Source organism: Tomitella gaofuii (assembly GCF_014126825.1).
Taxonomy (GTDB): domain Bacteria; phylum Actinomycetota; class Actinomycetes; order Mycobacteriales; family Mycobacteriaceae; genus Tomitella; species Tomitella gaofuii.
Map to the genome: position 1 here is coordinate 2855855 of NZ_CP059900.1, position 25334 is coordinate 2881188.

29 protein-coding genes and 1 tRNA gene are annotated in these 25334 nt (G+C 71.8%); 3 read left to right on the plus strand and 27 right to left on the minus strand.

Translation table 11 applies throughout. The features are described 5' to 3' along the window. Window positions 1–72 precede the first annotated feature (72 nt). Both H4F70_RS13175 and arfB read left to right on the plus strand, forming a co-directional pair. Window positions 73–149 (plus strand) — tRNA-Leu (locus H4F70_RS13175). A 1278-nt stretch (window positions 150–1427) separates the two neighbouring features. After that, on the plus strand, window positions 1428–1820 hold the full coding sequence (gene arfB / locus H4F70_RS13180; RefSeq protein WP_372497598.1) for an alternative ribosome rescue aminoacyl-tRNA hydrolase ArfB: 393 nt from the start codon (window positions 1428–1430) through the stop codon (window positions 1818–1820). 14 nt (window positions 1821–1834) lie between these two features. Here arfB and H4F70_RS13185 read toward each other — a convergent pair whose 3' ends face one another. The 18 genes from H4F70_RS13185 to H4F70_RS13270 form a co-directional block, all read right to left on the minus strand. Next, complete coding sequence (locus tag H4F70_RS13185) at window positions 1835–2107, minus strand: GlsB/YeaQ/YmgE family stress response membrane protein (protein ID WP_182348641.1); 273 nt, start codon at window positions 2105–2107, stop codon at window positions 1835–1837. 124 nt (window positions 2108–2231) lie between these two features. Next, entirely contained in the window at window positions 2232–2825 is a 594-nt protein-coding gene (locus H4F70_RS13190) for a class I SAM-dependent methyltransferase (RefSeq protein ID WP_182357513.1), read from the minus strand. A gap of 103 nt (window positions 2826–2928) precedes the next feature. Beyond that, window positions 2929–4479: an FAD-binding protein gene (locus tag H4F70_RS13195; protein ID WP_235681104.1), complete on the minus strand. Its 1551-nt coding sequence runs from the start codon at window positions 4477–4479 to the stop codon at window positions 2929–2931. 96 nt (window positions 4480–4575) lie between these two features. Continuing rightward, complete coding sequence (locus H4F70_RS13200; RefSeq protein ID WP_220471705.1) at window positions 4576–5619, minus strand: COX15/CtaA family protein; 1044 nt, start codon at window positions 5617–5619, stop codon at window positions 4576–4578. 93 nt (window positions 5620–5712) lie between these two features. Then, window positions 5713–6621, minus strand: coding sequence for an acyl-CoA thioesterase (locus H4F70_RS13205; protein ID WP_235681105.1), 909 nt, complete (start codon window positions 6619–6621; stop codon window positions 5713–5715). Between the two features lie 4 nt (window positions 6622–6625). Next, the gene (gene pyk, locus H4F70_RS13210; RefSeq protein WP_182348637.1) at window positions 6626–8044 is read right to left on the minus strand and encodes a pyruvate kinase; all 1419 of its coding nucleotides are present in this window, start codon (window positions 8042–8044) and stop codon (window positions 6626–6628) included. Window positions 8045–8149: 105 nt separating this feature from the next. Beyond that, entirely contained in the window at window positions 8150–9127 is a 978-nt protein-coding gene (locus H4F70_RS13215) for a TM2 domain-containing protein (RefSeq protein WP_182357514.1), read from the minus strand. Next, entirely contained in the window at window positions 9124–10173 is a 1050-nt protein-coding gene (lgt, locus tag H4F70_RS13220) for a prolipoprotein diacylglyceryl transferase (protein WP_182348635.1), read from the minus strand. The genes H4F70_RS13215 and lgt overlap by 4 nt, the downstream gene beginning before the upstream one ends. After that, window positions 10170–10967 carry a tryptophan synthase subunit alpha gene (gene trpA, locus H4F70_RS13225; RefSeq protein WP_182357515.1) on the minus strand — a complete coding sequence of 266 codons (798 nt, stop codon included), beginning with the start codon at window positions 10965–10967 and terminating at the stop codon, window positions 10170–10172. The genes lgt and trpA overlap by 4 nt, the downstream gene beginning before the upstream one ends. Beyond that, window positions 10964–12244, minus strand: coding sequence for a tryptophan synthase subunit beta (trpB, locus tag H4F70_RS13230; RefSeq protein ID WP_235681562.1), 1281 nt, complete (start codon window positions 12242–12244; stop codon window positions 10964–10966). The genes trpA and trpB overlap by 4 nt, the downstream gene beginning before the upstream one ends. 127 nt (window positions 12245–12371) lie before the next feature. Further along, a complete protein-coding gene (trpC, locus tag H4F70_RS13235) occupies window positions 12372–13181 on the minus strand; it encodes an indole-3-glycerol phosphate synthase TrpC (protein WP_182348632.1) in 810 nt (269 codons plus the stop codon). Between the two features lie 78 nt (window positions 13182–13259). After that, the gene (locus H4F70_RS13240) at window positions 13260–13979 is read right to left on the minus strand and encodes a Trp biosynthesis-associated membrane protein (RefSeq protein ID WP_182348631.1); all 720 of its coding nucleotides are present in this window, start codon (window positions 13977–13979) and stop codon (window positions 13260–13262) included. Further along, on the minus strand, window positions 13976–15559 hold the full coding sequence (locus H4F70_RS13245) for an anthranilate synthase component I (protein WP_372497592.1): 1584 nt from the start codon (window positions 15557–15559) through the stop codon (window positions 13976–13978). Before H4F70_RS13245 ends, H4F70_RS13240 begins: the two co-directional genes overlap by 4 nt. 25 nt (window positions 15560–15584) lie before the next feature. Next, window positions 15585–15770, minus strand: a complete 186-nt coding sequence (locus H4F70_RS13250) for a tautomerase family protein (protein WP_182357518.1) — start codon at window positions 15768–15770, stop codon at window positions 15585–15587. A gap of 40 nt (window positions 15771–15810) precedes the next feature. After that, on the minus strand, window positions 15811–16050 hold the full coding sequence (locus tag H4F70_RS13255) for a hypothetical protein (RefSeq protein WP_235681107.1): 240 nt from the start codon (window positions 16048–16050) through the stop codon (window positions 15811–15813). A 115-nt stretch (window positions 16051–16165) separates the two neighbouring features. Beyond that, window positions 16166–17134 carry a sigma-70 family RNA polymerase sigma factor gene (locus H4F70_RS13260; protein ID WP_182357519.1) on the minus strand — a complete coding sequence of 323 codons (969 nt, stop codon included), beginning with the start codon at window positions 17132–17134 and terminating at the stop codon, window positions 16166–16168. 20 nt (window positions 17135–17154) lie between these two features. Then, a complete protein-coding gene (locus tag H4F70_RS13265) occupies window positions 17155–17976 on the minus strand; it encodes an isocitrate lyase/PEP mutase family protein (protein WP_220471706.1) in 822 nt (273 codons plus the stop codon). Then, a complete protein-coding gene (locus tag H4F70_RS13270) occupies window positions 17973–18440 on the minus strand; it encodes a carboxymuconolactone decarboxylase family protein (protein WP_182348626.1) in 468 nt (155 codons plus the stop codon). The genes H4F70_RS13265 and H4F70_RS13270 overlap by 4 nt, the downstream gene beginning before the upstream one ends. Window positions 18441–18698: 258 nt before the next feature. Here H4F70_RS13270 and H4F70_RS13275 point away from each other — a divergent pair, with 258 nt between their 5' ends. Continuing rightward, entirely contained in the window at window positions 18699–19358 is a 660-nt protein-coding gene (locus H4F70_RS13275) for a protein-L-isoaspartate(D-aspartate) O-methyltransferase (protein WP_182357520.1), read from the plus strand. A 27-nt stretch (window positions 19359–19385) separates the two neighbouring features. Here the strand turns inward: H4F70_RS13275 and hisI are convergent, their stop codons facing one another. The 9 genes from hisI to H4F70_RS13320 form a co-directional block, all read right to left on the minus strand. Continuing rightward, window positions 19386–19736, minus strand: coding sequence for a phosphoribosyl-AMP cyclohydrolase (gene hisI / locus H4F70_RS13280; RefSeq protein ID WP_182348656.1), 351 nt, complete (start codon window positions 19734–19736; stop codon window positions 19386–19388). A 29-nt stretch (window positions 19737–19765) separates the two neighbouring features. After that, on the minus strand, window positions 19766–20539 hold the full coding sequence (hisF, locus tag H4F70_RS13285; RefSeq protein WP_182348624.1) for an imidazole glycerol phosphate synthase subunit HisF: 774 nt from the start codon (window positions 20537–20539) through the stop codon (window positions 19766–19768). 23 nt (window positions 20540–20562) lie between these two features. Continuing rightward, on the minus strand, window positions 20563–21432 hold the full coding sequence (locus H4F70_RS13290) for an inositol monophosphatase family protein (protein WP_182357521.1): 870 nt from the start codon (window positions 21430–21432) through the stop codon (window positions 20563–20565). A gap of 22 nt (window positions 21433–21454) precedes the next feature. Further along, window positions 21455–22189, minus strand: a complete 735-nt coding sequence (priA, locus tag H4F70_RS13295) for a bifunctional 1-(5-phosphoribosyl)-5-((5-phosphoribosylamino)methylideneamino)imidazole-4-carboxamide isomerase/phosphoribosylanthranilate isomerase PriA (protein ID WP_182348622.1) — start codon at window positions 22187–22189, stop codon at window positions 21455–21457. 10 nt (window positions 22190–22199) lie between these two features. Continuing rightward, the gene (locus tag H4F70_RS13300) at window positions 22200–22550 is read right to left on the minus strand and encodes a hypothetical protein (protein ID WP_182357522.1); all 351 of its coding nucleotides are present in this window, start codon (window positions 22548–22550) and stop codon (window positions 22200–22202) included. Between the two features lie 61 nt (window positions 22551–22611). After that, window positions 22612–23247, minus strand: coding sequence for an imidazole glycerol phosphate synthase subunit HisH (gene hisH, locus H4F70_RS13305; RefSeq protein WP_182357523.1), 636 nt, complete (start codon window positions 23245–23247; stop codon window positions 22612–22614). A 64-nt stretch (window positions 23248–23311) separates the two neighbouring features. Further along, the gene (locus H4F70_RS13310; RefSeq protein WP_182348619.1) at window positions 23312–23473 is read right to left on the minus strand and encodes a hypothetical protein; all 162 of its coding nucleotides are present in this window, start codon (window positions 23471–23473) and stop codon (window positions 23312–23314) included. Next, entirely contained in the window at window positions 23470–24084 is a 615-nt protein-coding gene (gene hisB / locus H4F70_RS13315) for an imidazoleglycerol-phosphate dehydratase HisB (protein ID WP_276529696.1), read from the minus strand. The genes H4F70_RS13310 and hisB overlap by 4 nt, the downstream gene beginning before the upstream one ends. 2 nt (window positions 24085–24086) lie before the next feature. Next, window positions 24087–25322: a histidinol-phosphate transaminase gene (locus tag H4F70_RS13320; RefSeq protein WP_182357524.1), complete on the minus strand. Its 1236-nt coding sequence runs from the start codon at window positions 25320–25322 to the stop codon at window positions 24087–24089. Between the last annotated feature and the right edge of the window lie 12 nt (window positions 25323–25334).

A 25334-nucleotide genomic window follows, 5' to 3' on the forward strand; every position in this document is an offset into this window, starting at 1 on the left:
CCGCCGCACCCGACCCGCTAGGCTGCTAATCGCGCACTGCGCACGCAGTACCGTGGCACAGCGGAGCCGCACGCCCCCGTAGCCCAATTGGCAGAGGCAACGGATTCAAAACCCGTCCAGTGTCGGTTCGAGTCCGACCGGGGGCACCAAGAAAGCGCTGGTAGATCGGGTTGCCAGTGCGCTGCGGCGGTGGGGCGTGGTGAATTATCCCACCCCCGCCCCGCCCCGCGAGCGCGGAGCCGGAGCCAAGGCCAACCCCCTGGACTAGCCGGGGGGCGTGGCAGGGTCAGCGGCATGTCAGCCGAGGCGCGGACAGCGATAGCGGCATGGGTTACACCCGGAATCGCGCTCTCGACGGTAGTGGTTGCTGGCATTCACTCCTGCAAGCAGGTCAATGAAGCTCGTCGGCAGGTAGTCGAAGCCCGCCGTACCCGCGAGAAACAGGCACAGCCCAACGTCGTTATCTTCACCGAGCCCAACCACGCGGTCTGTCACGTCCTGGAAGCTTGTGGTGAAGAGCTTCCGGACGACTCTTGCCCGCAACGTCACGTTCGGCTTGAATCCGGAGCCGTGTGTCAGTCCAGCGCACGCTGGCGCCGACTTCCAAGCCGCATGGAAATCAAGTGTTCACCCGCTGGTAGAACTTGACACAGCCCCGAACCGTACGCGCACCGCAAGTTACGCAGTCGGTAATCGAATTCAGCGTGGAGACGCGACAATACCGGACCATTCAGACGACGGTGGACCGGCCCGCACCGGGCCGGTCCACCGTGTCGGTTCTTCCATCACAGTCCGAGAGTGCTCCCGAGTCCGCCGAGCAGTGTCCCCACCGTCGCCGCGAGCGTGGCACCGAGTGAACCGAGAAGCATGTCGTCTCCTTTTCGTCGGAATCGCCTGACTCCTTCATGGTGCGAACCGCTCCGCGGAGCTGTCAAAGGATCACCATCCTCTGAATCGAGGAATCGCTCAGGCCATGCGTACGACAACGCCGCGGGGCCCACCGCAAACGGCAGGCCCCGCGGCGAAGGCGAATCAGAGGCCGAGCGTACTTCCGAGCCCGCCCAGCAATGCCAGAACTGCGCCGCCCAGTGTGATTCCCAGCGAAGCGAGGATCATGCCATTCCTTCCGTCGAAGATTCCTACGCCTTTCATACTGATATCCCGATCGGCAGAAGTCAATGCATCCGACGACACCCGGGCCTTCCCATTCCAACCAAACAAATACTCTCAATCAATACCCGCCGTCCGGTCGGGGAGATGCCCGCACTCCGTCCACCGCACGCGCCGGAGGCGACCGCATGCCGTTTCCACTAGACTCCGCGTCGATGGGCACGGCAGGAGGGCACGGAGCGACGCAGGACCCGCGGGACCACTCCACCGCACCCACCTCCGTCGGAGGTGCACTCGTTGTCACCCGCTCCATCACGGTGCCACCATCGGCACTGCGTTGGCGGTTTTCGCGATCCAGCGGCCCCGGTGGGCAAGGCGTGAACACCACCGACTCGCGCGTGGAGCTGTTGGTGCGCCTCGACGAGGTCGACTCGCTCACCGAGCAACAGCTGGCCCGCATCCATGCGGCACTGTCGCACCGGATGATCGAGCGCACGCTCGTCATCGTCGCTGCCGAGCACCGCTCGCAACTGCGCAACCGGCAAGCCGCCCGTGACCGGGCCGTCGACCTGCTCCGGCGCGCACTCACCATCCCTGCGCCGCAGAAGCGCAAGGCCCGCAAGCCCTCTCGTGCGGCCAAGCAGCGGCGTCTGGAAGCGAAGAAGCGCCGCGGGCAGACGAAGTCACTGCGCCGCCGACCCGACCTCTGAGCCGGATGAGCGGGTCAGACCCTGCTCGACCCCCGCACCTTCTTGACGATCCACAGGAGAATGCTCGCGCCGGCCAGGCAGGTGAGGAAGCTGAACAGCCAGCCGCCGCTCGCCACGTCCACCCCGACCCAGCCGAGGATCCAACCGCCCACAAGGCCGCCGACCACGCCCACCACGATGTTGAGGAAGATGCCCTGCTGCGCGTCGGTGCCCATGAACTTCGAGGCGATCCACCCCGCCAGGCCCCCGATGATGATCCATCCGATGATGCTCAGCGACAGTGTCATGACGGCACTCCTCCACGGGCGGGGCCGGTGCGGGTCGCTCCCGGCGGCGTGCACCCAGCACACCATCCCGCGCGGCGTTCCGCAGCGGATACCGTCGCAGACGTGCGACCGGGCTTCCCGGCTCCTACCTCGTGCGGCGCATCCGATACCACCAGAATTCGGCATTGCGCATCGGCCCCTTGCCTGTGCCGGCCGGTGCGGGCGCGGCGTTCACCGTCTCCCACCCCGGCCCCAGCAACGCCGAGATCCCGTCCTCGTTGATTCCCTTGGGCCCGGGCCCCTGCCGGGGTTGCGCCGCGGCCACCACGATCTCGGCGCCCGGCGCGGTGTGGTCCGTCACCCACCGGGTGTAGGCGCGGCGGGAGACCTCCGGCAGACCGTGCAGACATCCGACGTCCGTGACCAGGTCGAAGACTTCGCCGGAGAGCGCCTGATCGAGCCGGGCGACGTCGGCGGAGACGAATCGGACGCGGTCGGTGACGCCGTCCTGCTCAGCACGTGCTCTCGCCCGGGACAGCGCCTTGGCGACATAGTCGACCCCCACCACCTGCCAACCCCGTTCGGCCATCAGCACCGAATGCCGGCCGGTGCCGCAACCGACGTCCAGCGCTCGGCCCGGCGACCGGGCGTTGAGCACGTCGGGCAGCGGTCCGTAGTCCGCCTCGCCCTCCCACGGTGTGTATCCGATGCCGTACATGAGCGAATACATGCTGACCATGGCAGACTCCCTGAGCGCCCGGACCTGTACCTACCCATGATGCGCCGGTGCGGCGCACAGCACAATGCCGTGCGCCGCACCGTGCGGGGACTCCTCCCGGAGGTCAGCCCTTCGCGAGGTCCTTCGCCGCCAAGTGCGCGAACACCATCGACGTCCCGATGGGGTTGCCCCCGCCCGGGTAGACGTACCCGCTGGGGGCGGCCATCGAGTTGCCCGCCGCATACAGTCCGCGGATCACCTCGCCGTCGGCGTTGAGCACACGCCCAACGGTGTCGGTGCGCATGCCGCCCTTCGTGCCCAGGTCGGACAGCCCGAACTGCGCAGCGTGGAACGGTCCTTCGGAGATCGGGGTCAACGGCAGTTTCCCCTCGGAGAAGGCGCGGTCGTAGGGCTCGTCGCCGCGGAGGAAGTCGTCATCGTGTCCGTTCTCGACGAAACCGTTGAAGCGCTCGACCGTGGCTGCCAGGCGATCGGCGGGCACGCCGATCTTCCCCGCCAACTCCTCAAGCGTGTCGGCGGTCTTCCACAATCCCGCGTCGACGTACTTCTCCGTCTCCTGGATCGACACGTTCGGCGCCTGCACCGGGGGGCGCTCGCCGTCGCGGTCGTCGTAGATCATCCAGAACGGCAGGGTGAGCGTACCGTCGGCGATCTGGTCCAGCGCGGCGCGGCCGAGCCTGTCGTAGGCGGCCGACTCGTTGACGAACCGCTCGCCGTCCTGGTTCACGAAGATGCCGCCGGTGAACCACAGCGCGAACGCCGAGTTGCCGTCCGGGTGGGTGAGCCCCGGCGACCACCACGCCTGGTCCATCAGGTCCGTGTCGGCGCCTGCGGCGATGCCGGCCGCGATGGCCTTGCCCTGGCTGCCTGGAGGGGCCATCGAATCGCGGGCCACGCCGGGCACGCCGTACTGCGCGCGCATCGCGTCGTTGCGCTCGAAGCCGCCCGACGCGACGATGACGCCGCGGTTCACCTTGATCGCCGTGCGCTTGCCGTCGACGGTGGCCAGCGCGCCCACCACGGCGCCGTCCTCGACCACGAACTCGTCGATGGGGGTGTTCAGCTGCGTGCGCGCGTTGGGGTACTGCTGCAGCGCCAGCAGGAACCGGCCGATCAGCGCCTGTCCGCCGATCACCTGCGGCGGCAGATCCCAGCCCAGCCAATCGGTGTCCAACGGCGGGCGCAGCACGTCCCGCAGTGTGCCGAGCTTCTCGGGCTTGAGCGGCACCGGCATGATGTGGCGGCCCTTGGCACTGGCCTTGGGGGCCTTACCGAAGTAGTCGGGCCAGGGCAGCTCCATGAACTTCAGGTTGCTGTCCTGCTCGAGGTAGTCGATCAGGGGCGCGCCCGCGCGGACGTACGTCTCCTGCAGGTCGGCCGGGGTGCGGTCGCCCACCACCGCGCGGTAGTAGGTGAGCGCATCCTCGATGGTGTCCTCGTCGCCGTTGCGCTTGAGCACGGCGTTGGTGGGAAACCACATGCCGCCGCCGCCCGAGTAGGAGGTGACGCCGCCGAAACGGTCGGTCGCCTCCACCAGGAGGGTCTCGAGGCCCTCGCGCGCCGCCGTGTACGCACCGGTGACGCCGCCGCCCCCGGAGCCCACCACCAGCACGTCGCACTCGTCGTCCCACTGCACGTCTTGCTGCACCGCCACTCACCCTTCGCTACGGAAACCTCTCCCCTGGAAGGTTCCACGGGGGCGCCGACGGTGGCAGTGGCTTTTCCCGGTCACAGGGACGAGCGCGTGCGCTCAGCCGGCGACCGGCGCGCCCTCCGCGTGGGCCATGCCGGGCTTGGCCGACGAGCGCGGCGTGTCCAGCGCCACCCGCACCGCGCCGATCCACACCAGAGCGGCACCCATCAAGTGCAGCACCACGACGAGTTCCGGCAGGTGCGTGAGACTCTGGAAAATCCCGATGGCGCCCTGCAGCAGGAGTACCCCCAGGAACGTCGCCACGCGCAGCCGTGCGGTCCGCGCCTGCGGCGGCAGAGCCCGCATCAGCAGGATCGCCACAGCCAGCGTGGCCGCCGCTGCGATGCCGTGCACCCAGGTGATGGCCGCCCAGTCGATGGGGATCCGGTGCACGTCGCTGCTGTCGCCGGCGTGCGGCCCGGCGCCGGTGGTGATGGTGCCCAGCACCACGACCACCGCGCTCGTCCCGAGCAGCACGCGGCCCAGCAGGTGGGGGCGGTCGCCGACGGCGACGGGCGTCGGGGCGTCCATGGCGCGCACTCGATGCCAGGTGAACACCGTCGTGGTCAGCAGAGCCGTCGCCGCGAGGAAGTGCCCGGCCACGATGTACGGGTTGAGGCCGGTGAGCACGGTGATGCCGCCGATGACGGCGTTGAGCATGACCATCCAGAACTGCGACCAGGCCAGCCTGGTGGTGATGAGGTCGTGCGGCTTCTGCAACCGCGAGGCGATGATGGCCCAGCCCACCGCGGCACTGAGCACCCACGTGAGCATGCGGTTGCCGAACTCGATGATGCCGTGCAGGCCCATCGCGGCCGTGGTGGTGAGCGAATCGTCCGTGCACGACGGCCACTCCGGGCATCCGAGACCCGATCCCGTCACGCGCACCACGCCGCCGGTGACGATGAGCACGACGCTCATGAGCATGGCGGCCGTCGTGGCCCAGTACAGCCCTCGGCGCCCCACGGTGAAACGGTCCGCCAGCAGCGTGAACGGGGTGACGCGCGGCATCGGCAGCCACGGGCGCACCCGCGGTGCGCCCGTATCCGCGCGCTCGTCCGCCGCCGGAGACGGCCCGGGGTTCAGCGGAGTGTGGGACATGTGCGGCACGACCTTTCCTGCGCAGTGGCCGGGGCCGAGTCTATCGGCCGCCGCCCCTCGCGCGGCCGGGAGCCGCCTCCGGGGAGAGCGTCGTCACAGGCCGGCCCGCATCCAGGTGCCGCGCGGCGCGAAGTGCCGCACGATGCCCTCCTGCACCACGGTGGCCTGCGTGGTGCCGTCCGGGGCGAAGAACGTTCCGGTGCCGGTGCCCCGCGAACCCGCCGCCACCGGAGACGTGCTGGCGTAGAGCAGCCACCGGTCGAACCGGACGGGCCGGTGGAACCACAGCGAGTGGTTGAGAGTGGCGGCCAGGACGCGGTCGATGCCCCAGGACAGTCCGTGGCCGGTGAGGATCGTGTCCAGCACCGTCATATCGGACGCGTAGGCCAGCAGCGCCGCGTGCAGGAGCGGATCGGCGGGCAGCTCCCCCGCCGGGCGCATCCACACGTGGTTCTCGGTGCGCGCCTCGCCCGTGTCCTTCTGCACCCACGGCGGGTCGTGGGCGTAACGGAGATCGACGGGATGCAGCGCGCCGGAGAACGCGGCCAGCGGCTTCTCGAAACCGCGCAGCGACTCGTCGAACACCGGCAGGCCCTCCGGCGGGGGAACCTCGGGCGGCACCCGGCCGTGCTCGAGGCCGTCCGCGGGCCCGGCGAACGCCGCAAGCATCGTGCACACCAGCGCGCCGTCCTGGGTGACGTCCACCCGCCGGTTGGCGAACCCGCGGCCGTCGCGCAGTCGCACCACCATGAAGTCGAGGTCACGCCGCGGGTCGCCGCCGCGGATGAAGTGGGTCTGCGCGGAGTGCACGTCCCGGCCGCCGTCCACCGTGCGCCCCGCGGCCACCAGCGACTGCGCCAACAGCTGACCGCCGAAGGTACGGCTGAAGGTGGTGCGTTCCGGGTGGCTGCCGACGAAGCGCTCGGCGCCGACCCGTTCGAGGTCCAGCAGCGCCAGGACTGCGGGCAGATCGTCTTCGCGGCCCGGCGGCGCCGTCACCACGGGGTCAGCGGTCCTCGGTGCCGATGCGGTGCACGTGCACCATGTTGGTCGACCCCACCGTGTGCGGCGGCGACCCGGCCACGATGACGACCACGTCACCCCGCTCGTAGCGCTCGAGCCCCAGCAGCGCGCGGTCCACCTGATGCATCATCTCGTCGGTGGACTCGACCTTGTCCACCAGCACCGACTCGGTGCCCCACGACAGCGTGAGCTGGTTGTAGACGTCCTGCAGCGGCGTGAAGGCCAGGATGGGCAGCCAGGTGTGCAGCCGGGAGACGCGCCGCACCGTGTCGCCGGACTGGGTGAACGCGGCGAGCGCGGCCACGTCCAGGCGCTCGCCGATCTCGCGGGCCGCGTCGGTGATCACGCCCCGCTTGGTGCGCGGCGCGTGCGTGAGCGGGGGGACGTCCACCGAGTCCGCCTCCACCGCCGCGATGATCCGCCCCATCGCCTGTACCGCCTCGATGGGGTACTTGCCCACGGACGTCTCGCCCGAGAGCATCACCGCATCCGCCCCGTCGAGCACCGCATTGGCCACGTCCGACGCCTCGGCACGGGTGGGACGGGCGTTCTCCATCATCGAATCGAGCATCTGGGTGGCGACGATGACGGGCCGGGCGTTCTCACGGGCCACCTGGATGGCACGCTTCTGGACCAGCGGCACCTCCTCCATCGGCAGCTCCACGCCCAGGTCGCCTCGGGCCACCATGACCGCGTCGAACGCGAGCACGATCGCCTCGAGATCCTCGATGGCCTCGGGCTTCTCCAGCTTGGCGATGACGGGGACTGTACGCCCCACCCGGTCCATCACCTCACGGACCAGGTCCACGTCCGACGGCGCGCGCACGAACGACAGTGCGATGAAGTCGACGCCCATGTTCAGCGCGAACTCGCAGTCGGCCACGTCCTTCTCCGACATCGCGGGCACCGACACGTTCATGCCCGGAAGCGACACGCCCTTGTGGTTGCTCACCGGCCCGCCCTCGACCACCTCGCAGACGACGTCGTCGCCGTCGACCTCGGTGACCACGAGCGCGACCTTGCCGTCGTCGACCAGCAGTCGGTCGCCCGCCACCGCGTCCTGCGCCAGCCCCTTGTAGGTGGTGGAGACGCGGTCGTGCGTCCCCTCGACGTCCTCCACCGTGATGCGCACGGTCTCGCCCGTGTTCCACACCGTCGCGCCGTCGGTGAACCGGCCGAGGCGGATCTTGGGCCCCTGCAGGTCGGCGAGGATGCCCACCGGGCGGCCGGCCTTCGTCGCCGCCGCGCGCACACGCTGGAACGCCACCTCGTGGTCGGCGTGATCGCCGTGGCTGAAGTTGAGCCGGGCGACGTTCATGCCCGCCGCGACCAGCGCGTCGAGCTGCTCAGGCGAGGAGGTTGCGGGGCCGAGGGTGCAAACAATCTTTGCGCGTCGTGTCACACCCACCACCCTAATGGGTCACCGGTACCGCGCGGCTACCGCACGACGGGCCGGAGGCCCGCCGGGACGGCCGGCCGCGACCCTCCCCGGCACCGCGGCCACCGGTCAATCGCGCAGCGGGCGCCCCTGGGAGTCCGGCACGTTGCCCATGAGGATGAGGATGCCGTCGATCAGCGGCCACAGCGCGCCGATGCCGCACGTGAACACGCTGACCAACAGCTGCGCCACGCCCATGCCGTTGTCGCCGAGGTAGAAGCGGCCCGCGCCGGTCCAGCCGACGAAGATCTGCAGCAGACCGGCCACCAGCTTCTGCTTGTCCGAGTAGGCCTCGCCCGTGACGGGGTGACGGCCGAAGGGCGCCGCCGGGTCCGGCGCCCACATTCCCGGCCCGTACGCCGGCCAGGACCCTGCTGCCCCGTATCCTGCCGACCCGTACCCCGCGTTCCCATACGCCCCGGGCGCATACCCGGGGCCCTGGCCGGACGGCCCGTCGACCGGGGGCCCGTAGCCCGGGTGGCCGTAGGCGCCGCCTGGCGGCGGGGGCTGCATGCCCGGAGGTGGCGGCGGCGGGGGCATGCCCGGGCCGGGCCACGGCGCGCCCGCGTCGTGGCGGGTCGCCTCGTCTGCGATGGGATCCGAGTAGTCGGGCTCCGCGGTGTCGGCCTCGGGGTCCACGGGCGCCGATTCGGCGGCCTCGACCGCGTCGGCCTCGTACCGGGCCGTCTCCCCGTAGGAGGTGCCGAACGGGGTGGCGTCCGACTCGTACAGCGGCGCGCTGCCCCATCCGGGACCGCTCCCGGCGCCGGCCTGGGTGGTCCAGCCGGGGCCGGGCGATTCCTTCCGGATGGTCCACGCCTCGTCGGCGTCGTACCCCGTTGCCGGACCGTCGGAGCCGGCCCCGCCCGAGTCCGCGGCGTCCTGACCGAAGGCGGTGTCGTCGTACGGCGATCCGCGGCGGCCGAGCGCGTCCAGGTCGGCGGTATCGCCGGTGCCCGGGGCGTCGTCGCCGTAGGAACCGCGTGCGCCGCCGGATGCGCCCGGTGCGTCGTCGTCCGATCGGTCCTGCGGTCCGGTGTCCGTCATTGCGCACCCCCGTGCGTGTCGGCTTCGTCAGTACTGCCCTGCAGCGTCTCGATGCGTCCGCCGCCCGATCCGCCCGCGCCGGACCCGCCGTCATCGGGGCCCGCGTCATCGGCGTCGCCCGCCTCATGGTCCGTGCCGACGCCGCCGCGGCCGGCGGACTCGGCGGCGATCTCCTCGCGCGCCGCCCGTGAGAGCAGGTCGTGCGGGTTCTCCCGGCCCCGCCGCGCCCACATGAAGTACGCGACGGCGAGGACGAAGACGACGGCGGAGGTGATCGAGTTGATCCGGACGCCGAGCACGTGCGTGGCGTGGTCGTCGCGCAGCAGCTCGATCCAGAACCGCCCGAAGCAGTATCCCGCCACGTACAGGGCGAACAGCCTGCCGTGGCCGATGACGAACTTGCGGTCGATCCACACCAACGCAAGCACGACGAGCACGTTCCAGATGAGCTCGTAGAGGAAGGTCGGCTGCACCACGGCGATGACGTTGCCGTTGGAGACGCCGTCGAGCATGTCGATATGCCCGTCGCGCACCCGCTCGGTGATCTCCAGCCCCCAGGGCATCGAGGTGGGGCGGCCGTACAGCTCTTCGTTGAAGTAATTGCCGATGCGCCCGATGCCCTGCGCCAGCAGGATCCCCGGCGCGATCGCGTCGCCGAAGGCCGGCAGCGGGATCCCGCGCACCCGGCACCCGATCCAGGCGCCCAGCGCGCCGAGCGCGACAGCGCCCCAGATGCCGAGGCCGCCGTCCCAGATCTTGAGCGCATCGATGGGCTGTGCGGTGGCGTCCGCGCCGAAGTAGGTGCTCCAGTCCGTGAGCACGTGGTACAGCCGCCCGCCGATGAGCCCGAACGGCACCGCCCAGATGGCGATGTCGAACACCGTGCCCTTCTCGCCGCCGCGGGCGACCCAGCGGCGGTCGCCCCACACGATGGCGATGATGATGCCGATGATGATGCAGATGGCGTAGGCGCGGATGGCGACGGGACCGACGTACCAGACGCCCTGGGGCGGACTGGGGAATGAGGCGAGAAGGGTTGTCGTCACGGTGCCACGGTAGCCGAACGCACGCCCTCGGCGAGTTCACGCGTGAGCGCCTCCACCGCCGCAGGCCCCTCCGGCACGCGCGCCACCAGCGCCGACCCGACGATGACGGCGTCGGCGAATCCGGCGATCTGCGCGGCCTGTTCCCGGGAACGCACGCCGAGGCCCACGCCGACGGGGATGTCGGAGTGCTCCTTGACCCGCGCGACGAGCCGGGGCGCGGCCGTCGACACCGCGTCGCGCGCGCCGGTGACCCCCATAGTGGAGGTGGCGTAGACGAAGCCCCGGCTGGCCTCGACGGTGCGCGCCAGACGCTCCTCGGTGGAGGAGGGCGCCACGAGGAAGGTGCGGCCGAGCCCGGTCGCGTCGGACGCCGCGATCCACTCGTCCGCCTCGTCGGGGATGAGGTCCGGCGTGATGATGCCGAGCCCGCCGGCCGAGGCCAGATCACGCGCGAAGGCGTCGACCCCGTAGTGCAGCACCAGGTTCCAGTAGGTCATCACCACGGCGTTGCCGCCCGCCGCGACGATCTTCTCGATCACGCGCAGGGTGTCGCGGACCCGGAAACCCGCCTCCAACGCCGTGGTGGCGGCACGCTGGATGGTGGGGCCGTCCATGACCGGGTCCGAGTACGGTACGCCCACTTCGATGAGATCCGTCCCGCCGTCGATGAGCGCCCGGAACGCGTCGACCGACCCGTCCACCGTGGGGTATCCGGCGGGCAGGTATCCCACCAGCGCCGCCCTGCCCTCCGCGCGGCACGTCCCGAAAACGCCGCGCAGTGTCGCCTCGCTCACTTCGTTCCTCCCTGTGCGGCGTCCGCCGCACCGTCTTCCGCCTCGTCGTCTGCGCCGGGGAGCATGCCGAACCAGCGCGCCGCGGTGTCCACGTCCTTGTCGCCGCGCCCGGAGATGTTCACGAGCACGGTCGCGTCCGGTCCCAGCTCGCGTCCGAGCGCGAGCGCGCCGGCCACCGCGTGCGCGGACTCGATGGCGGGGATGATGCCCTCGGTCTCCGAGAGGGTCCGGAACGCCTCCATGGCCTCGGTGTCGGTGACCGGCCGGTACTCGGCCCGGCCGATGTCGTTGAGCAGCGAATGCTCCGGGCCCACCCCCGGGTAGTCGAGACCCGCGGAGATCGAATGCGATTCGATGGTCTGGCCGTCGTCGTCCTGCAGCAGGTAGGAGAACGCGCCGTGCAGAGCGCCCGGCGACCCGCCGGTGATCGTGGAGGCATGCCTGCCGGTCTCCACGCCGTCGCCGCCCGCCTCGAGTCCGACGAGCCGGACCGCGGGGTCGTCGAGGAACGCGTGGAAGATGCCGATGGCGTTGGAACCGCCGCCCACGCAGGCCGCCACGGCGTCCGGGAGCCGGCCCGTCATCTCCAGGACCTGGGCACGGGCCTCGAGCCCGATGATGCGCTGGAAGTCGCGCACCATCACGGGGAACGGGTGCGGCCCGGCGACGGTGCCGAAGCAGTAGTAGGTGTCGTGCGCGTTGGTCACCCAGTCACGCAAGGCCTCGTTGATCGCGTCTTTGAGGGTGCGCGAGCCGGTGAGCGCGGGGACGACCTCCGCCCCCAGCAGGCGCATGCGGGCGACGTTGAGCGCCTGGCGCTCGGTGTCCACCTCGCCCATGTAGACGACGCATTCGAGGCCCAGCAGCGCGCACGCGGTGGCGGTGGCGACGCCGTGCTGTCCCGCACCGGTCTCCGCGATCACGCGCGTCTTGCCCATCCGCTTGGCCAACAGCGCCTGGCCGAGGACGTTGTTGATCTTGTGCGAGCCCGTGTGGTTGAGGTCCTCCCGCTTGAGCAGCATCCGGGCGCCGCCCGCGTGCTCGGAGAGCCGCCGCGCGTCGTACACCGGCGACGGGCGGCCCGTGTAGTGGCGCTGGAGCCGGTCGAGCTCGCTGAGGAAGCCGGGATCCAGGCGGGCCTTGCCGTACTCCGCGGTGACCTCTTCGATGACCGCCATGAGGGCCTCGGGCACGTACCGGCCGCCGTAGGCGCCGAAGTGCCCGCCCTCGTCGGGCTCGTGGGAGGTGCCGGCGAGTCCGGCGCTGGCCTGCGGCACGGCCGTTCCGCCGCCGTCGAAGCTGCGATCGTCGAAAGTCACGCCTCAAGTATGCCTGCGGCCTCCGGCACATCGCCGGGAGGGAGGGGGCACCGCCGCGGGCACCACGGCGCCCGGGCGGGGGCCGTCAGCGCGCCGGCTTGGGGCAGGACGGGTGGGAACCGGCGGCGACGAGGTCCGACACCATCACGCGCGGGTCCCCTGCCGTCACCAGCCCCTCGCCCACCAGCACCGCGTCCGCCCCGGCTCCGGCGTAGGCCATCAGGTCGGCCGGGCCGCGCACGCCGGATTCCGCGATCTTGACGACCTCCGGCGGCAGCCCGGGCGCGATCCGCGAGAAGTTGTCGCGGTCCACCTCGAGCGTCTTCAGGTCACGGGCGTTGACGCCGATCACCGAGGCGCCCGCCTCGAGTGCGCGGTCCGCCTCCGCGGTGGTGTGCACCTCCACCAGGGCCGTCATCCCCAGCGACTCGGTGCGGTCGAGCAGCGCCGTGAGTGTGCTCTGGTCCAGCGCGGCGACGATGAGCAGGATGATGTCCGCGCCGTGCGCGCGGGCCTCGTGGATCTGGTAAGGGCCGACGATGAAGTCCTTGCGCAGCACCGGCACCGAGACCACCTTGCGCACGGCGTCGAGATCGGCGAGGGACCCGTGGAAACGCCGCTCCTCGGTGAGGACGCTGATGGCATGCGCCCCGCCCTCGGCGTAGGCGGCGGCCAGCTCGGCGGGATCGCCGATGTCGGCCAGCGCGCCCCGTGACGGGCTGGCCCGCTTGACCTCGGCGATCACCGAGATACCGTCGCCGCGCAGCACCGCTGCCGCGTCGAGCGGCGCCGGTGCACGGCGGGCGAGTTCCTTGACGGCCTGCAGATCGCACTGCGACTGGCGGGCCGCCACATCCTGGCGTACTCCGTCGATGATCGAGTCGAGAACACTCATCGTGGCCGCATCCCTTCACACTGCCCGTCATCCCGCACCCCGGCGCTCCCCTCCGCCGCGGCGCCACTGGGGCTCAGACTAGCCATCGGCCCTGCCGCCGCCGACGGCGGGATCATCATCCTCGGTGGGGTCGGTCCCCGAGTCGAGCGCCTCCCACATCAGCCGCTGCGTCATGTCGTCGTCCGCAGCCGCACCGGCCGCACCCCCACCGGCCGCCCCGGGTGCCCGCCCGCGCCGCGCCGCCATCGCCTTGGCCACCGAATCGCGTCGGGCGGCGGGCGTCTCGTACTTCGACGGCAACTCCCGCCGCGGCCGCGGCCGCACCACCATCAGCAGGCCGGCCGCGGCGGCGAGCACGCCGCCGACGATCGCCAGCACGATCGGCCCGGGATGCGTCTGCGCGGCCGTGACCACGGCACCGGCGCGCAGCTCCCCCAGCCTGACGACCTCGGCCGGTTCGGCCGCCGAGGTGAGCGCCATCGCCGACCGGACGACGACCGTGGCGCCGGCCGCGGTGACGATGAGCCCGATCACTCGCTGAGCCCAGCCGCGCACGGCGAACAACGCGGCGATCCCCGCCAGCAGCACCAGCGCCAACGGCGTCAGCTCCGACGCCCAGGCCGCACCATCGAAGGAACCGTCCACCGGCGGCTGCAGGCCGTTCTCGTAGGTGTAGCCCACCCAGTCCATCCGGCCGGCCGCCCACGTGGCCAGCGCGCCCAGCGCGAGCAACCCCGCCACCGCCGCCATCCGGCGCGCGTCACCGCGGCGCGCCGCCGCCCCGGCCCCGTCGCTCACCGTGCACCGCCCTCGGCCGTCGCGCCGTCCCCTCCCAGACTCGTGATCGTCCCGGCCGCGGCGATCGCGCGCAGCACGGCGGACGCCTTGTCACGCGTCTCGCGCTCTTCGCTTTCGGGGATCGAATCCGCCACCACTCCGGCGCCCGCCTGCACGTAGGCGGTGCCGTCCTTCATCACCGCGGAGCGGATCGCGATCGCGGTGTCGGCGTCACCCGCGAAGTCCAGGTAGCCGACGATCCCGCCGTACACCCCGCGCCGCGTGGTCTCGAGTTCCTCGATCAGCTGGAGGGCGCGCGGCTTCGGCGCGCCGGACAGCGTGCCCGCCGGGAAGCACGCGGTGACGGCGTCGAGCGCCGACGTGTCGTCGCGCAGCCGTCCGGACACCGTGGACACCAGGTGCATGACGTGGCTGTAGCGCTCGACGTGCCGGTAGTCGCCCACCTTCACCGTCCCCGGCTCGCAGACCTTCCCCAAGTCGTTGCGCCCCAAGTCCACCAGCATCAGATGCTCCGAGTTCTCCTTCTCATCGTGGGACAGCTCCTTGGCCAGCAACTGGTCCTCCTCCTCGGTGGCGCCGCGCCACCGCGTGCCGGCGATGGGGTGCGTCGTCGCCGTCCCGTCGGCCACCGTCACCAGCGCCTCCGGACTGGAGCCGACGATCGTGAACGCGCCGTGCCCGCCGCCCGCGCCGCCGGGCACCGCCGGCACGTTGAGCAGGAACATGTACGGGCTCGGGTTCGATGCCCGCAGGATGCGGTAGACGTCCAACGGGTCGGCGTCCGTGTCCATCTCGAACCGCTGGGAGAGCACCACCTGAAAGGCCTCCCCGGCGCCGATGTCGTCGATCAGCCGACGCACCCCGGCGTGGTACTCCTCGGCGGTCCGCTGGCGCCGGTACTCCGGCTCCGGCCGCTGGTACGCCGCCACCGTGGAGGGCGCGGGCGCGGACAGTGCGCGCGTCATCGCGTCGAGACGTGCCACCGCGTCGTCGTACGCCTCGTCGACGCGCTCGTCGCTGCCGTTCCAGTTCACCGCGTTGGCGATGAGGGTGATGGCGCCCTCATGGTGGTCCACCGCGGCCACGTCGGCGGCCAGCAGCATCACCAGCTCCGGCAGCTCCAGGTCGTCCACTGTGGAGTCGTCCAACCGCTCGATCCGCCGGACGATGTCGTAGCCGAGATAGCCGACCATCCCGCCCGTGAGCGGCGGCATCCCGGGGATCCGTTCGGACTCGAGCAGGCGGAGCGTCGTGCGCAGCGCGTCGATCGGGTCGCCGCCGGACGGGGCGCCCGCCGGCACGTTGCCCTGCCAGGCGGCCTGCCCGTCGACGACGCTGAGCGCGGCCGGGCTGCCGGCGCCGATGAACGACCATCGCGACCACGACCGCCCGTGTTCGGCGGACTCGAACAGGAATGTGCCCGGCCGGCCCGCCGCGAGCTTGCGGTAGGCCGACAGCGGCGTCTCCGAATCCGCCAGCACCTTGCGGGTCACCGGCACCACGCGATGTTCCGCGGCCAGCGCACGGAACGTCGCGCGCGAGGTGGTCAGGTGCCGCGCGGTCGCACTCATCGCCTCCATGCCGCCCATACTCCCAGGGGCTCGGTCATGCCTGCGAAAGCGGTACCCCGCCCACGCCCCAGGCCTCGCGCGGGATGTCGGTGACGGTCACCCACACCGCGCTCTCGGGCTTGCCCGAGGCCTTCGCATAGGCGCGGGTCACCTCGGCGATGACAGCGGACTTCTGCTCGTCCGTGAGGCCCGGGGTCTGGGAGATCTGGATCAGCGGCATGGCACCGACGGTACCGCCGCCCCTGGCCGCACGCCCGCGCTCAGTCCTCCGGCAGGTCCGCGAACGCCTTCTTCATGTCGTTGTACCAGCCCATCGCCTTCTTCGGGTGGATCCAGCGCCACTTCATGTCCTTCCGTGCCTGCTCGTGCGTGCTGTCCCCCGCCGCCACCGCCTCTTTGAGGTGCCGGTCCTGCGCGTTGATCACGTCGTCGGCGGTCTCGCCGTGGTGCTGCAGATCGCAGGGGCCGCCGAGCTGGCTGCAGGTCATCGTCTTCATCATCGGTCCTCGTCCTCGTGTGTGCGCGGTGCGGCAGCCGCCGCATCCGTTCGAGCGGTGCGCTCACCACGGTGACGTATCGGGCGCGGAAAGTGTGACCGCCGCCGAAGGCCCGGGGTCACCGAGGCGACGGCCCCGTCGTCCGGTCCGTCCCGCCCTCCCCCGATCGAGTGCGCCGCACGCCGCCCGCACGCCGCGTCAGCGCACCGAGCACCGAGCTCTCCGCCCGGAACTCGATGCCCTGCACCTTGCCGCGCGCGACAGTGAAGTCGAACGCCACGCGCGGGCGCCCCCGCAGGAACCAGGCCGCACCCGGGCGTCCCTCGACGAACACGGGCAGGGCCGCCTTCGCGGCGCCGTCGAACATGGCGGCCACCGCCTCCCGCCCGTCCAGGCGTGCGGGCGTCCCCGTCGCGACGGCGTCCGCGTCCGCGGTCACCGTCGCGTCCGGAGCCAGCAGCGCGAGCAGCCGCGCGAACTCGCCCTCGCGGGCGGCCACGAGGAAGGCGTCCACGATCTCCCAGTCCGTCGGCGTGACGGCGGATTCCGGCGCCGAAGCCCCCGGGCCGGCGGCCTGCCCCAGCCGGGCCCTGGCGCGCGAGGCGCGTTTGCGGGCCGTGGCCGGGGTGCAGTCGAGGATCCGCCCGATCGCCGGGAAGTCGAAACCGAAGCTGTCGTGGAGCACGAACGCCACCCGCTCGGCGGGCGTGAGCGCGTGGAGCACCACACGGAGCGCGGCGCCGACATCGTCGGCCGACTCGGCCGCGTGCGCGGGGTCGCCGTCCTGGAACCGGTTCCGCCCCTCGCCGTCCACCGGCCACTCGTCCTCGCCGACGTCGGCCTGCGGAGCAGCCCGCCGTGCCCGCAGAACATCGAGGCACAGCCGGGTGGTCACCGTGGTCAGCCATCCCGGAAGGTTGCCGATGGCCGCGGCGTCCGCGCCGTGCAGCCGGATCCAGGCCTGCTGGACGACGTCGTCGGCCTCCGCCTCGTCGTCGAGGATGCGGGCCGCGATGCGCCGGAGCCGCGGCCGCTCGTCCTCGAACATCCGGGTGTGCCCGGGCGATCCCTCCCCTGAAACTGTCATCCGGCCCCTCTGTGTCCCGGTCACCCGGCGCTGCGCGCCTCGGCGAGGCGCCGCGCGCCGGCGGCCGCCTGATCGAAATAGTCCAGTGCGGTGCCGTCGAGCAGCCGCCGGGCGATCCCGGCGGCCGCCTCGTAGGCGGCGAACATGAGCGCACCGCCCACCGACACGCGCGCGGCCCCCGCCTCCGCCAGCGCGGGCAGCGAGTGCAGGCCCGGCCGGGCGAGGACGTTCACCGGCCGGTCGACGGACGAGACGACGGTACGGACGTCGCGCAGATCGGTGATGCCGGGGGCGTAGAGGACGTCGGCGCCGGCCTCCTGGAAAGCCTGCAGGCGGGCGATCGTGCCGGCCAGGTCCGGGTTGCCGTGCAGGAAGTTCTCCGCCCGCGCGGTGAGCACCAGTCCCGGCCCCCGGCGGGCGGCCTCCGCTGCGGCCGTAATCCTGTCGACCGCCGCCTCGAGGCGGTGGATCGGGTCGTCGGGGCGGCCCGTGAAGTCTTCGATGGAGCAGCCCGCCAGGCCCGACTCCACCGCCGCCGCCACCGTGCCGGCCACCTCCGCCGGGGAGTCGCCGAAACCGTTCTCGAGGTCGGCCGTCACGGGGATATCGACGCAGCCGACGACGGCCGCCGCGTACGCGAGCGACGCGTCGCGCCCGGCCTCGCCGTCGCCGCGGCCCGCCGCGGCCGCGAAGCCGCTGCTGGTGGTCGCGAGAGCCCGGAACCCCTGTGCGCGCAGCATCTGCGCGGAACCGACGTCCCACGGGTTGGGCACCACGAGCGGGTCACCGGGAACGTGCATTGCGAGGAACGCCGCCCGGAGCCCCGGCGCCCGGTCGCTCACCCCGCCACCGCCGGCTGCTCGGGAAGGTCCGCGCGCACGGCCACATTCATCCGGTTCCACACGTTGATGGTGGCGATGGTCATGAGCAGTTCCAGCGTCTCCTGCTCGCTGAACACGGCCCGCACCTGCGACCAGACCTCGTCGGACACGCCCTGCTCGCTGATGAGCGTGACCTGCTCGGTCAGCGCCAGCGCCGCACGCTCACGGTCGTCGAACAGCGCCGGCGCCTCCCGCCAGGCCGCGATCAGGTCGATCTGCCGCTGCGGCGCACCGGCCCCCCGCGCCTCGGCCACGTGCATGTCCAGGCACCACGCGCAGTGGTTGATCTGCGAGGCACGGATGTCGACGATCGCCCGCAGACGCGCGCCCACGGTCCCCGCGTTCACATACTTCTGCAGCCCCAGGACCGCCTTGTATGCTCCCCCGTCGACCTCGCCGATCGACATCCGCTGCGTAGCAGACATTCCCGTCATCTCCTCGCCGAGTACCGCACCGTCGAACCCCGTTACCGGACAGGGTCGCCGGACTGGGTTGCCGAACAGGGTTGCCGGACCCCGATGGCACGCCCGGAGTTCCTGTGGCCCGAGCCACCGGAGTCGATGCTACGCCGCCGGAAAGCCCCGGTGGCTACCCTGGAATCAGCGGGTGCGGTCCGGCTCCCCGGCACTTTCGAACCCGGCACCTCCGAACCCGGCACGGACGATCGGCGGGACAGGCAGGCCATGGCAGGCAGACACCGACGCGGCGCCCCCGGCAGTGCGCCCCGGGCGGCGGATGCCCGCGCCGCCATGGTGGCCAGGTTGCGCCGGAAGGGGCTCACCGATCCGCGCGTGCTCGCGGCGATGCACACCGTCCCGCGCGAGCGATTCATCCCGGAGCAGTACGCCGACATGGCCTACGCCGACCGGCCCGTCCCCATCGGCTCCGGACAGACCGTCTCCGCACCGGACATCGTCGCCCTCACCGCATCCGCGCTGACCCTGACCGGAAGCGAGTCGGTGCTCGAGGTGGGCGGCGGTTCCGGGTACGCGGCGGCGGTGCTGGCGCAGTGCGCATCACGGGTGATCAGCATCGAACGGCGCGCGCACCTGGCGGAGCGCGCGCGGGCCGTGCTCGGCGACCTCGGCTACGACAATGTGGAGGTCCGGCACGCCGACGGCATGGCCGGCGCGCCCGACGCGGCCCCCTTCGACGCCATCGCGGTGGCGGCCATGGCCCACGAGATCCCGCCGGCCCTTCTCGACCAGCTCGCCGCGGACGGGATCCTGGTGTGCCCGGTGGGCGACAGGTCCGACGGGGAGTTCCTGCGCCACGGCGCCGGCCGCAGCGAATCGCTCAGCCGGGTCAGCTTCGTCCCGCTGGTGGAGGGTCTGGACAGATAGGCGCGCACCGCTCCTGCGGGAACGCCGTCAGCCGTCGCCCAGCAGCAGGTCCGCGTCGAAGCAGGTGTGATCGCCCGTGTGGCAGGCGCCGCCCTCCTGGTCGACGACCAGCAGCAGCGTGTCGCCGTCGCAGTCCAACCGCACCTCGTGCACGTACTGCGTGTGCCCGGACGTCTCGCCCTTCACCCAGTATTGTCCTCGGGACCGCGACCAATAGGTGGCCTTGCGGGTGCGCAGGGTGCGGGCGAGAGCCTCGTCGTCCATCCACGCCACCATGAGGACATCCCGGGTGGAGCGTTCCTGCACCACGGCGCAGACGAGGCCTTCGGTACTGCGCTTGAGGCGCGCGGCCACCGCCGGGTCGAGGGCGGGCTCCACGGGGTCGCGTGCCGCGTCGCCGGAGTCGTTCACCGGACCACCAGCCCCTCCGCCGCCATCGCGGCCTTCACCTCGCCGATCGACACCTCGCCGAAGTGGAAGATGCTCGCGGCCAGCACGGCGTCCGCCCCGGCACGCACCGCAGGCGCGAAATGCCCGGCATCTCCGGCCCCACCGGAGGCGATCACCGGCACGTGCACCACCGCGCGCACCGCCTCGATGAGCGGCAGGTCGAAGCCGTTCTTGGTGCCGTCGCCGTCCATCGAGTTGAGCAGGATCTCCCCCACGCCCAGCTCCGCGCCGCGCTGCGCCCACTCGATGGCGTCCACCCCGGCGCTGCGGCTGCCGCCATGGGTGGTGACCTCCCAACCCGACGCTGTGGGTGCGCCCCCGGACGGCACGCGTCGGGCGTCCACCGAGAGCACCACGCACTGCGAGCCGAACCGCCTGCTGAGCTCCCGGAGCAGCTCCGGCCGCGCGATCGCCGCGGTATTGACGCTCACCTTGTCCGCCCCGGCGCGCAGCAGCTGGTCCGCGTCGTCCACCGAGCGCACTCCGCCGCCCACCGTGAGCGGGATGAACACCTGCTCGGCGGTGCGCGTCACGACGTCGAGCATCGTGCCCCGCCCCGACTTGGACGCCGTGACGTCGAGGAACGTCAGCTCGTCGGCCCCCGCCGCGTCGTACGCCGCGGCCAATTCCACCGGATCGCCCGCATCGCGGAGCCCCTCGAAGTTCACCCCTTTGACCACCCGGCCTGCGTCGACATCCAGGCACGGGATCACTCGGACCGCCAACGTCACTTGCAGCTCCGTTCGTACTCGTCCTACGGGAAAACCTCGCCGGGCTCCGGGAGGAAGTCCTCCGGATCGCCCAGGTCCAGGAACACCTGCAGCATCTCCTGCTGCGCGCCGGGCGCACCCACCACCACCGACGGTGAGCGGATGTCCCACTCGCACCCCGCCAGGTCGGTCACCACCCCGCCGGCCGCACGCACCAGCGCCACGCCGGCGGCGTTGTCCCAGGGGTGGTCGCCGAAGCCCACCGCGGCGTCGAGCACCCCGGCCGCCGTGAACGCCAGATCCGCGCCGGTGCTGCCGTGCATGCGCATGCGCGACACGCGGCGGCTCAGCTCACCGAGCGCGGCGATCCGGTAGCGCCCAGGATACCGGCCGCGGCCCTCGATGTTCAGTGCACCGAGCGCGATCACCGAATCCGCGAGCCCACGTGGCTCCAGCGGCGGCAGCGGCACCCCGTTGCAGACCACCGGGCCGTCCACGGTGGCCGCGATCCGCTGGCCCACCAGCGGAAGCCACGTCAGTCCCAGCACGGGCACGCCGTCGTGGATCAGCGACAGCAGCACGCCCGCCATGGGCAGACCCACCGAGTAGTTGTACGTGCCGTCCACCGGGTCGAGCACCCAGACGGTGCCGGTGTCCAACCGCGGCCCGCCGAACTCCTCACCGTGCACGGGGATCCCGGTGCGCTCGAGGAGGCTGCCGCCGAGGCGTCGCTCCAGCTCGAGGTCCACCTGCGTGGCGAAGTCACGGCCGCCCTTGTCGATCTTGCCGGGCGCGCCGACGTTGCTGCGGAAGTGCTCGACGACGCCGTCGAGCAGCCCCGACGCCACGGCGAGCAGGCGCCGGGGGTCGTCGGGCAGCCCGGAGGGGACCCGCGGGGACTCGTTCACCGTCATCGTCGGGTCCGTGCGGGCGGGGTCAGTCCGCCACCGCGGCTAGCGCCTGCGGCAGGGAGAACCTGCCCGCGTAGAGGGCCTTGCCCACGATGGCGCCCTCGACGCCCTGCCCCGTCAGCTCGGCTATGGCGCGCAGGTCGTCCAGCGTGGACACGCCGCCCGAGGCGATCACCGGAGCGTGCGTCTCGGCGCACACCGCCGCCAGCAGCTCCAGGTTGGGCCCCTGCAGCGTGCCGTCCTTGCTCACATCCGTGACCACGTAGCGCGAGCAGCCCTCGCGGTCGAGGCGCGCCAGCACCTCCCAGAGGTCTCCGCCGTCGCTGACCCAACCGCGCCCGCGCAGCCGCCACTGGCCGTCAATCTGCTTGACGTCCAGGCCCACAGCGACGCGGTCGCCGTAGTCCGCGATGGCCTTGGCGCACCACTCGGGGTCTTCGATCGCCGCCGTGCCCAGGTTCACCCGCGCACAGCCGGTGGCCATCGCCGCGTCGAGCGAATCCTGGTCGCGGATGCCGCCGGAAAGCTCCACCTTGACGTCGAGCTCACCCACCACCTGCGCGAGCAGCGCGCGGTTGGAGCCGCGGCCGAACGCCGCGTCGAGATCCACCAGATGCACCCACTCCGCACCGTCCGTCTGCCACTGGAGGGCGGCATCACGGGGCGCGCCGTAGGAGGTCTCACTACCGGCCTCCCCTTGAACAAGGCGCACGGCTTGACCATCGGCGACATCGACTGCAGGCAGCAGAACAAGACTCACGCCGATGAGCCTAGCCAGTGCGCGGCGGCCGCCCCCGGCCGGGTTCGGCATGCCCGCCGTCGGCACCCCCGCCGTCGGAACCGGTGCCATCAGTCCCCCTGCCGGCGCCCGGCGTCAGGAAACGCCCCGTGAGGCGACGGGAGATCTGTGCAAGCGCCACCACCGCCAGCACGACCGCCGCGGCGACGATGACCAGCCCCCACACCGGTGTCGGCTTGACCACGACGATGAGCACCGTGGCCACCGCGAAGACCACCGCCACGGCGGCGACGCTCCACAGTGCGAGACGCACGAAATACCCGACGAACTGCGGGTCCATCCCCTGCCGGTGCTGTTGACGTCCCCCGTCTGCCCCGTTCACGCATCCGAGCCTGCCACACGGAGCCCCCGGATGCGGGACGCTGCGCCGTGGGGCCCGGTCGTCAGAGTCCGTCGATCCAATTGCGCAGCAGGTGCGCGCCCGCGTCGCCCGATTTCTCCGGGTGGAACTGCGTGGCGCACAGCGGCCCGTTCTCCACGGCGGCGACGAACGGCTCGCCGTGCTCCGCCCACGTGACCAGGGGCGGGGAGAGCACGTCGGACTCGGGCATGTCCCAGGTGCGCGCCGCGTAGGAGTGCACGAAATAGAACCGGGTGCCCTCGTCCAGCCCGCGGAACAGCCGCGACCCCTCGGGCGCACGCACGGTGTTCCAGCCCATGTGCGGCAGGACCGGGGCCTGCAGGCCGTCGACGGTGCCCGCCCACTCTCCACAGCCCTCGGTCTCGATGCCGAACTCCACGCCCCGCTCGAACATTATCTGCATGCCCACGCAGATGCCCAGCACGGGCCGGCCGCCGGCGAGGCGCTTGCCGACGATCCGCTCGCCGCGGATCGCACGGAACCCCGCCATGCACGCGGCGAACGCGCCCACCCCGGGCACGACGAGGCCGTCCGCGGCCAGCGCCGCGTCAGGGTCGGCCGTGACGGTCACCCGGGCGCCGGCACGCACGAGAGCGCGTTCGGCCGAATGCAGGTTGCCGGAACCGTAGTCGAGCAGGGTGACGGTCTTCGCGGTCATCGCTGCCTTTCGTGCGTTCGTGGGTTCACAGTTCTGCGGCCTCCGCGAAGGCGGGCGGCACGCGTCAGACTTCGCCGACGAGCTGGAGCACGCCGCCGGCCGCCGCCAAGACCGCGAGCACCGCGACGACCCCCGCGCCCACCTTGCTCACCTTCAGCAGGCTGAACGCGCCGCCCGCCAGGAACCCGGCCAGGATGAACAGGCCGTAGATGGCGAAATCCTTCACAGGGCTCCCTTGGTGGACGGCACGCCGCGCACGCGCGGGTCGGGCTCGACGGCGGCCCGCAGCGCACGTGCCACCGCCTTGTATTGGGCCTCGGTGATGTGGTGGGGGTCGCGCCCGTACAGGGTGCGCACGTGCAGCGCGATCCGCGCGTTCGACGCGAGCGTCTCGAAGACGTGCCGGTTGATCACCGTGTAGTACGGCACGCCCGGGTACCCGCCGATCACGCTGTGCGTGAGCTGCTCCGGCTCGCCCGTGTGCACGCAGTACGGCCGGCCGGACACGTCCACGGCGGCGTGCGCGAGCGTCTCGTCCATGGGGATGAAGCAGTCGCCGAACCGCCGGATGCCCTTCTTGTCTCCCAGCGCCTGCAGCAACGCCTGGCCCAGAACGATGGCCGTGTCCTCCACGGTGTGATGGGCGTCGATCTCCACGTCGCCCTGCGCGTGCACCGTCAGGTCGAAGCTGCCGTGCACGCCGAACGCGGTGAGCATGTGGTCGAAGAACGGCACGCCGGTGGAGACGTCGACGACGCCGGTGCCGTCGAGGCCCAGTCCCACCGTGATGGACGATTCGCTGGTGACGCGCTCGACGCGCGCCGTGCGTCCGGTCACTGTCATCCCCTGTCCCTGTTCATGTCCCTGTCTCTCCGCCCGTCCCTATCCATGCCCTCGGCCTCGACGCCGGGCATGTCCCCGTCCGCCGGTGGCGGCGGGCCGTCGAGGGCCGTCGCGGCGATCTCGCGCGCCGCCGCGAGGAACGCGTCGTTCTCCGACGGCAACCCGATGGTCGTGCGCAGGTGGGCATCGATGCCCACGTCCCGCACCAGCACCCCGCGGTCGAGAAACATCCGCCAGCCGGCGTTCGCGTCGGCGAAGCGCCCGAACAGCACGAAGTTCGCGTCGCTGGGCACCACCTCGTACCCGTAGCCTGCCAGAGCCTCGCACACGCGCTCGCGCTCGGACACCAGAGCCGCCACGCTGCCCAGCGTCTCCTCGGCGTGCCGCAGCGCCGCCCGCGCCGCCACCTGCGTGAGCACCGACAGGTGGTACGGCAATCGCACCAGCAGCAGCGCCTCGACCACGGCCGGCGCCGCTGCCAGATAGCCCAGCCGGCCGCCCGCGAACGCGAACGCCTTGCTCATGGTGCGCGAGACGACGACGCGCGACGGGTACTCGTCGATGAGCGACACCGCGCTGGGGGCGGCCGAGAACTCGGCGTACGCCTCGTCGACGATGACGATGCCGGGCGACGCGTCGAGGATGGTGCGCAGATCGTCCAGCCCGATGCTGTGCCCCGTCGGGTTGTTGGGGCTGGTGACGAACACGACGTCGGGGCGCTGCTCGGCGATCACCGCGGCGGCACGGTCGGCGTCGACGGTGAAGTCGTCGCGGCGCGGAGTCGGCAGCCAGCGGGTCTGCATGCCGGACACCAGGATCGGGTGCATCGAGTACGACGGCACGAAGCCGAGCGCCGTGCGCCCCGGCCCGCCGAACACCTGCAGGAGCTGCTGCAGCACCTCGTTGGAACCGTTCGCGGCCCAGAGGTTCTCCGTCGCAAGCGGCACTCCCGTCTGGCGGCTCAGATAGGCGGCGAGGTCCGTGCGCAGCGCTACGGCGTCGCGGTCCGGATAGCGGTTGAGGTCCGCGGCGGCGGCGCGCACCGCTTCCGTCACCTCGGCCACCAGCGCGGGGCTCGGCGGGTGCGGGTTCTCGTTGGTGTTGAGTCGGTAGGGCACGTCCAGCTGCGGGGCGCCATAGGGCGACGCACCGCGCAGGTCATCGCGGATCGGCAGCGACTCGAGCCTGAGCGCCGCACCGGGAGCCCGGCCGGCGGGCTTCGGGGAAGTCATGGGGATGGTCCT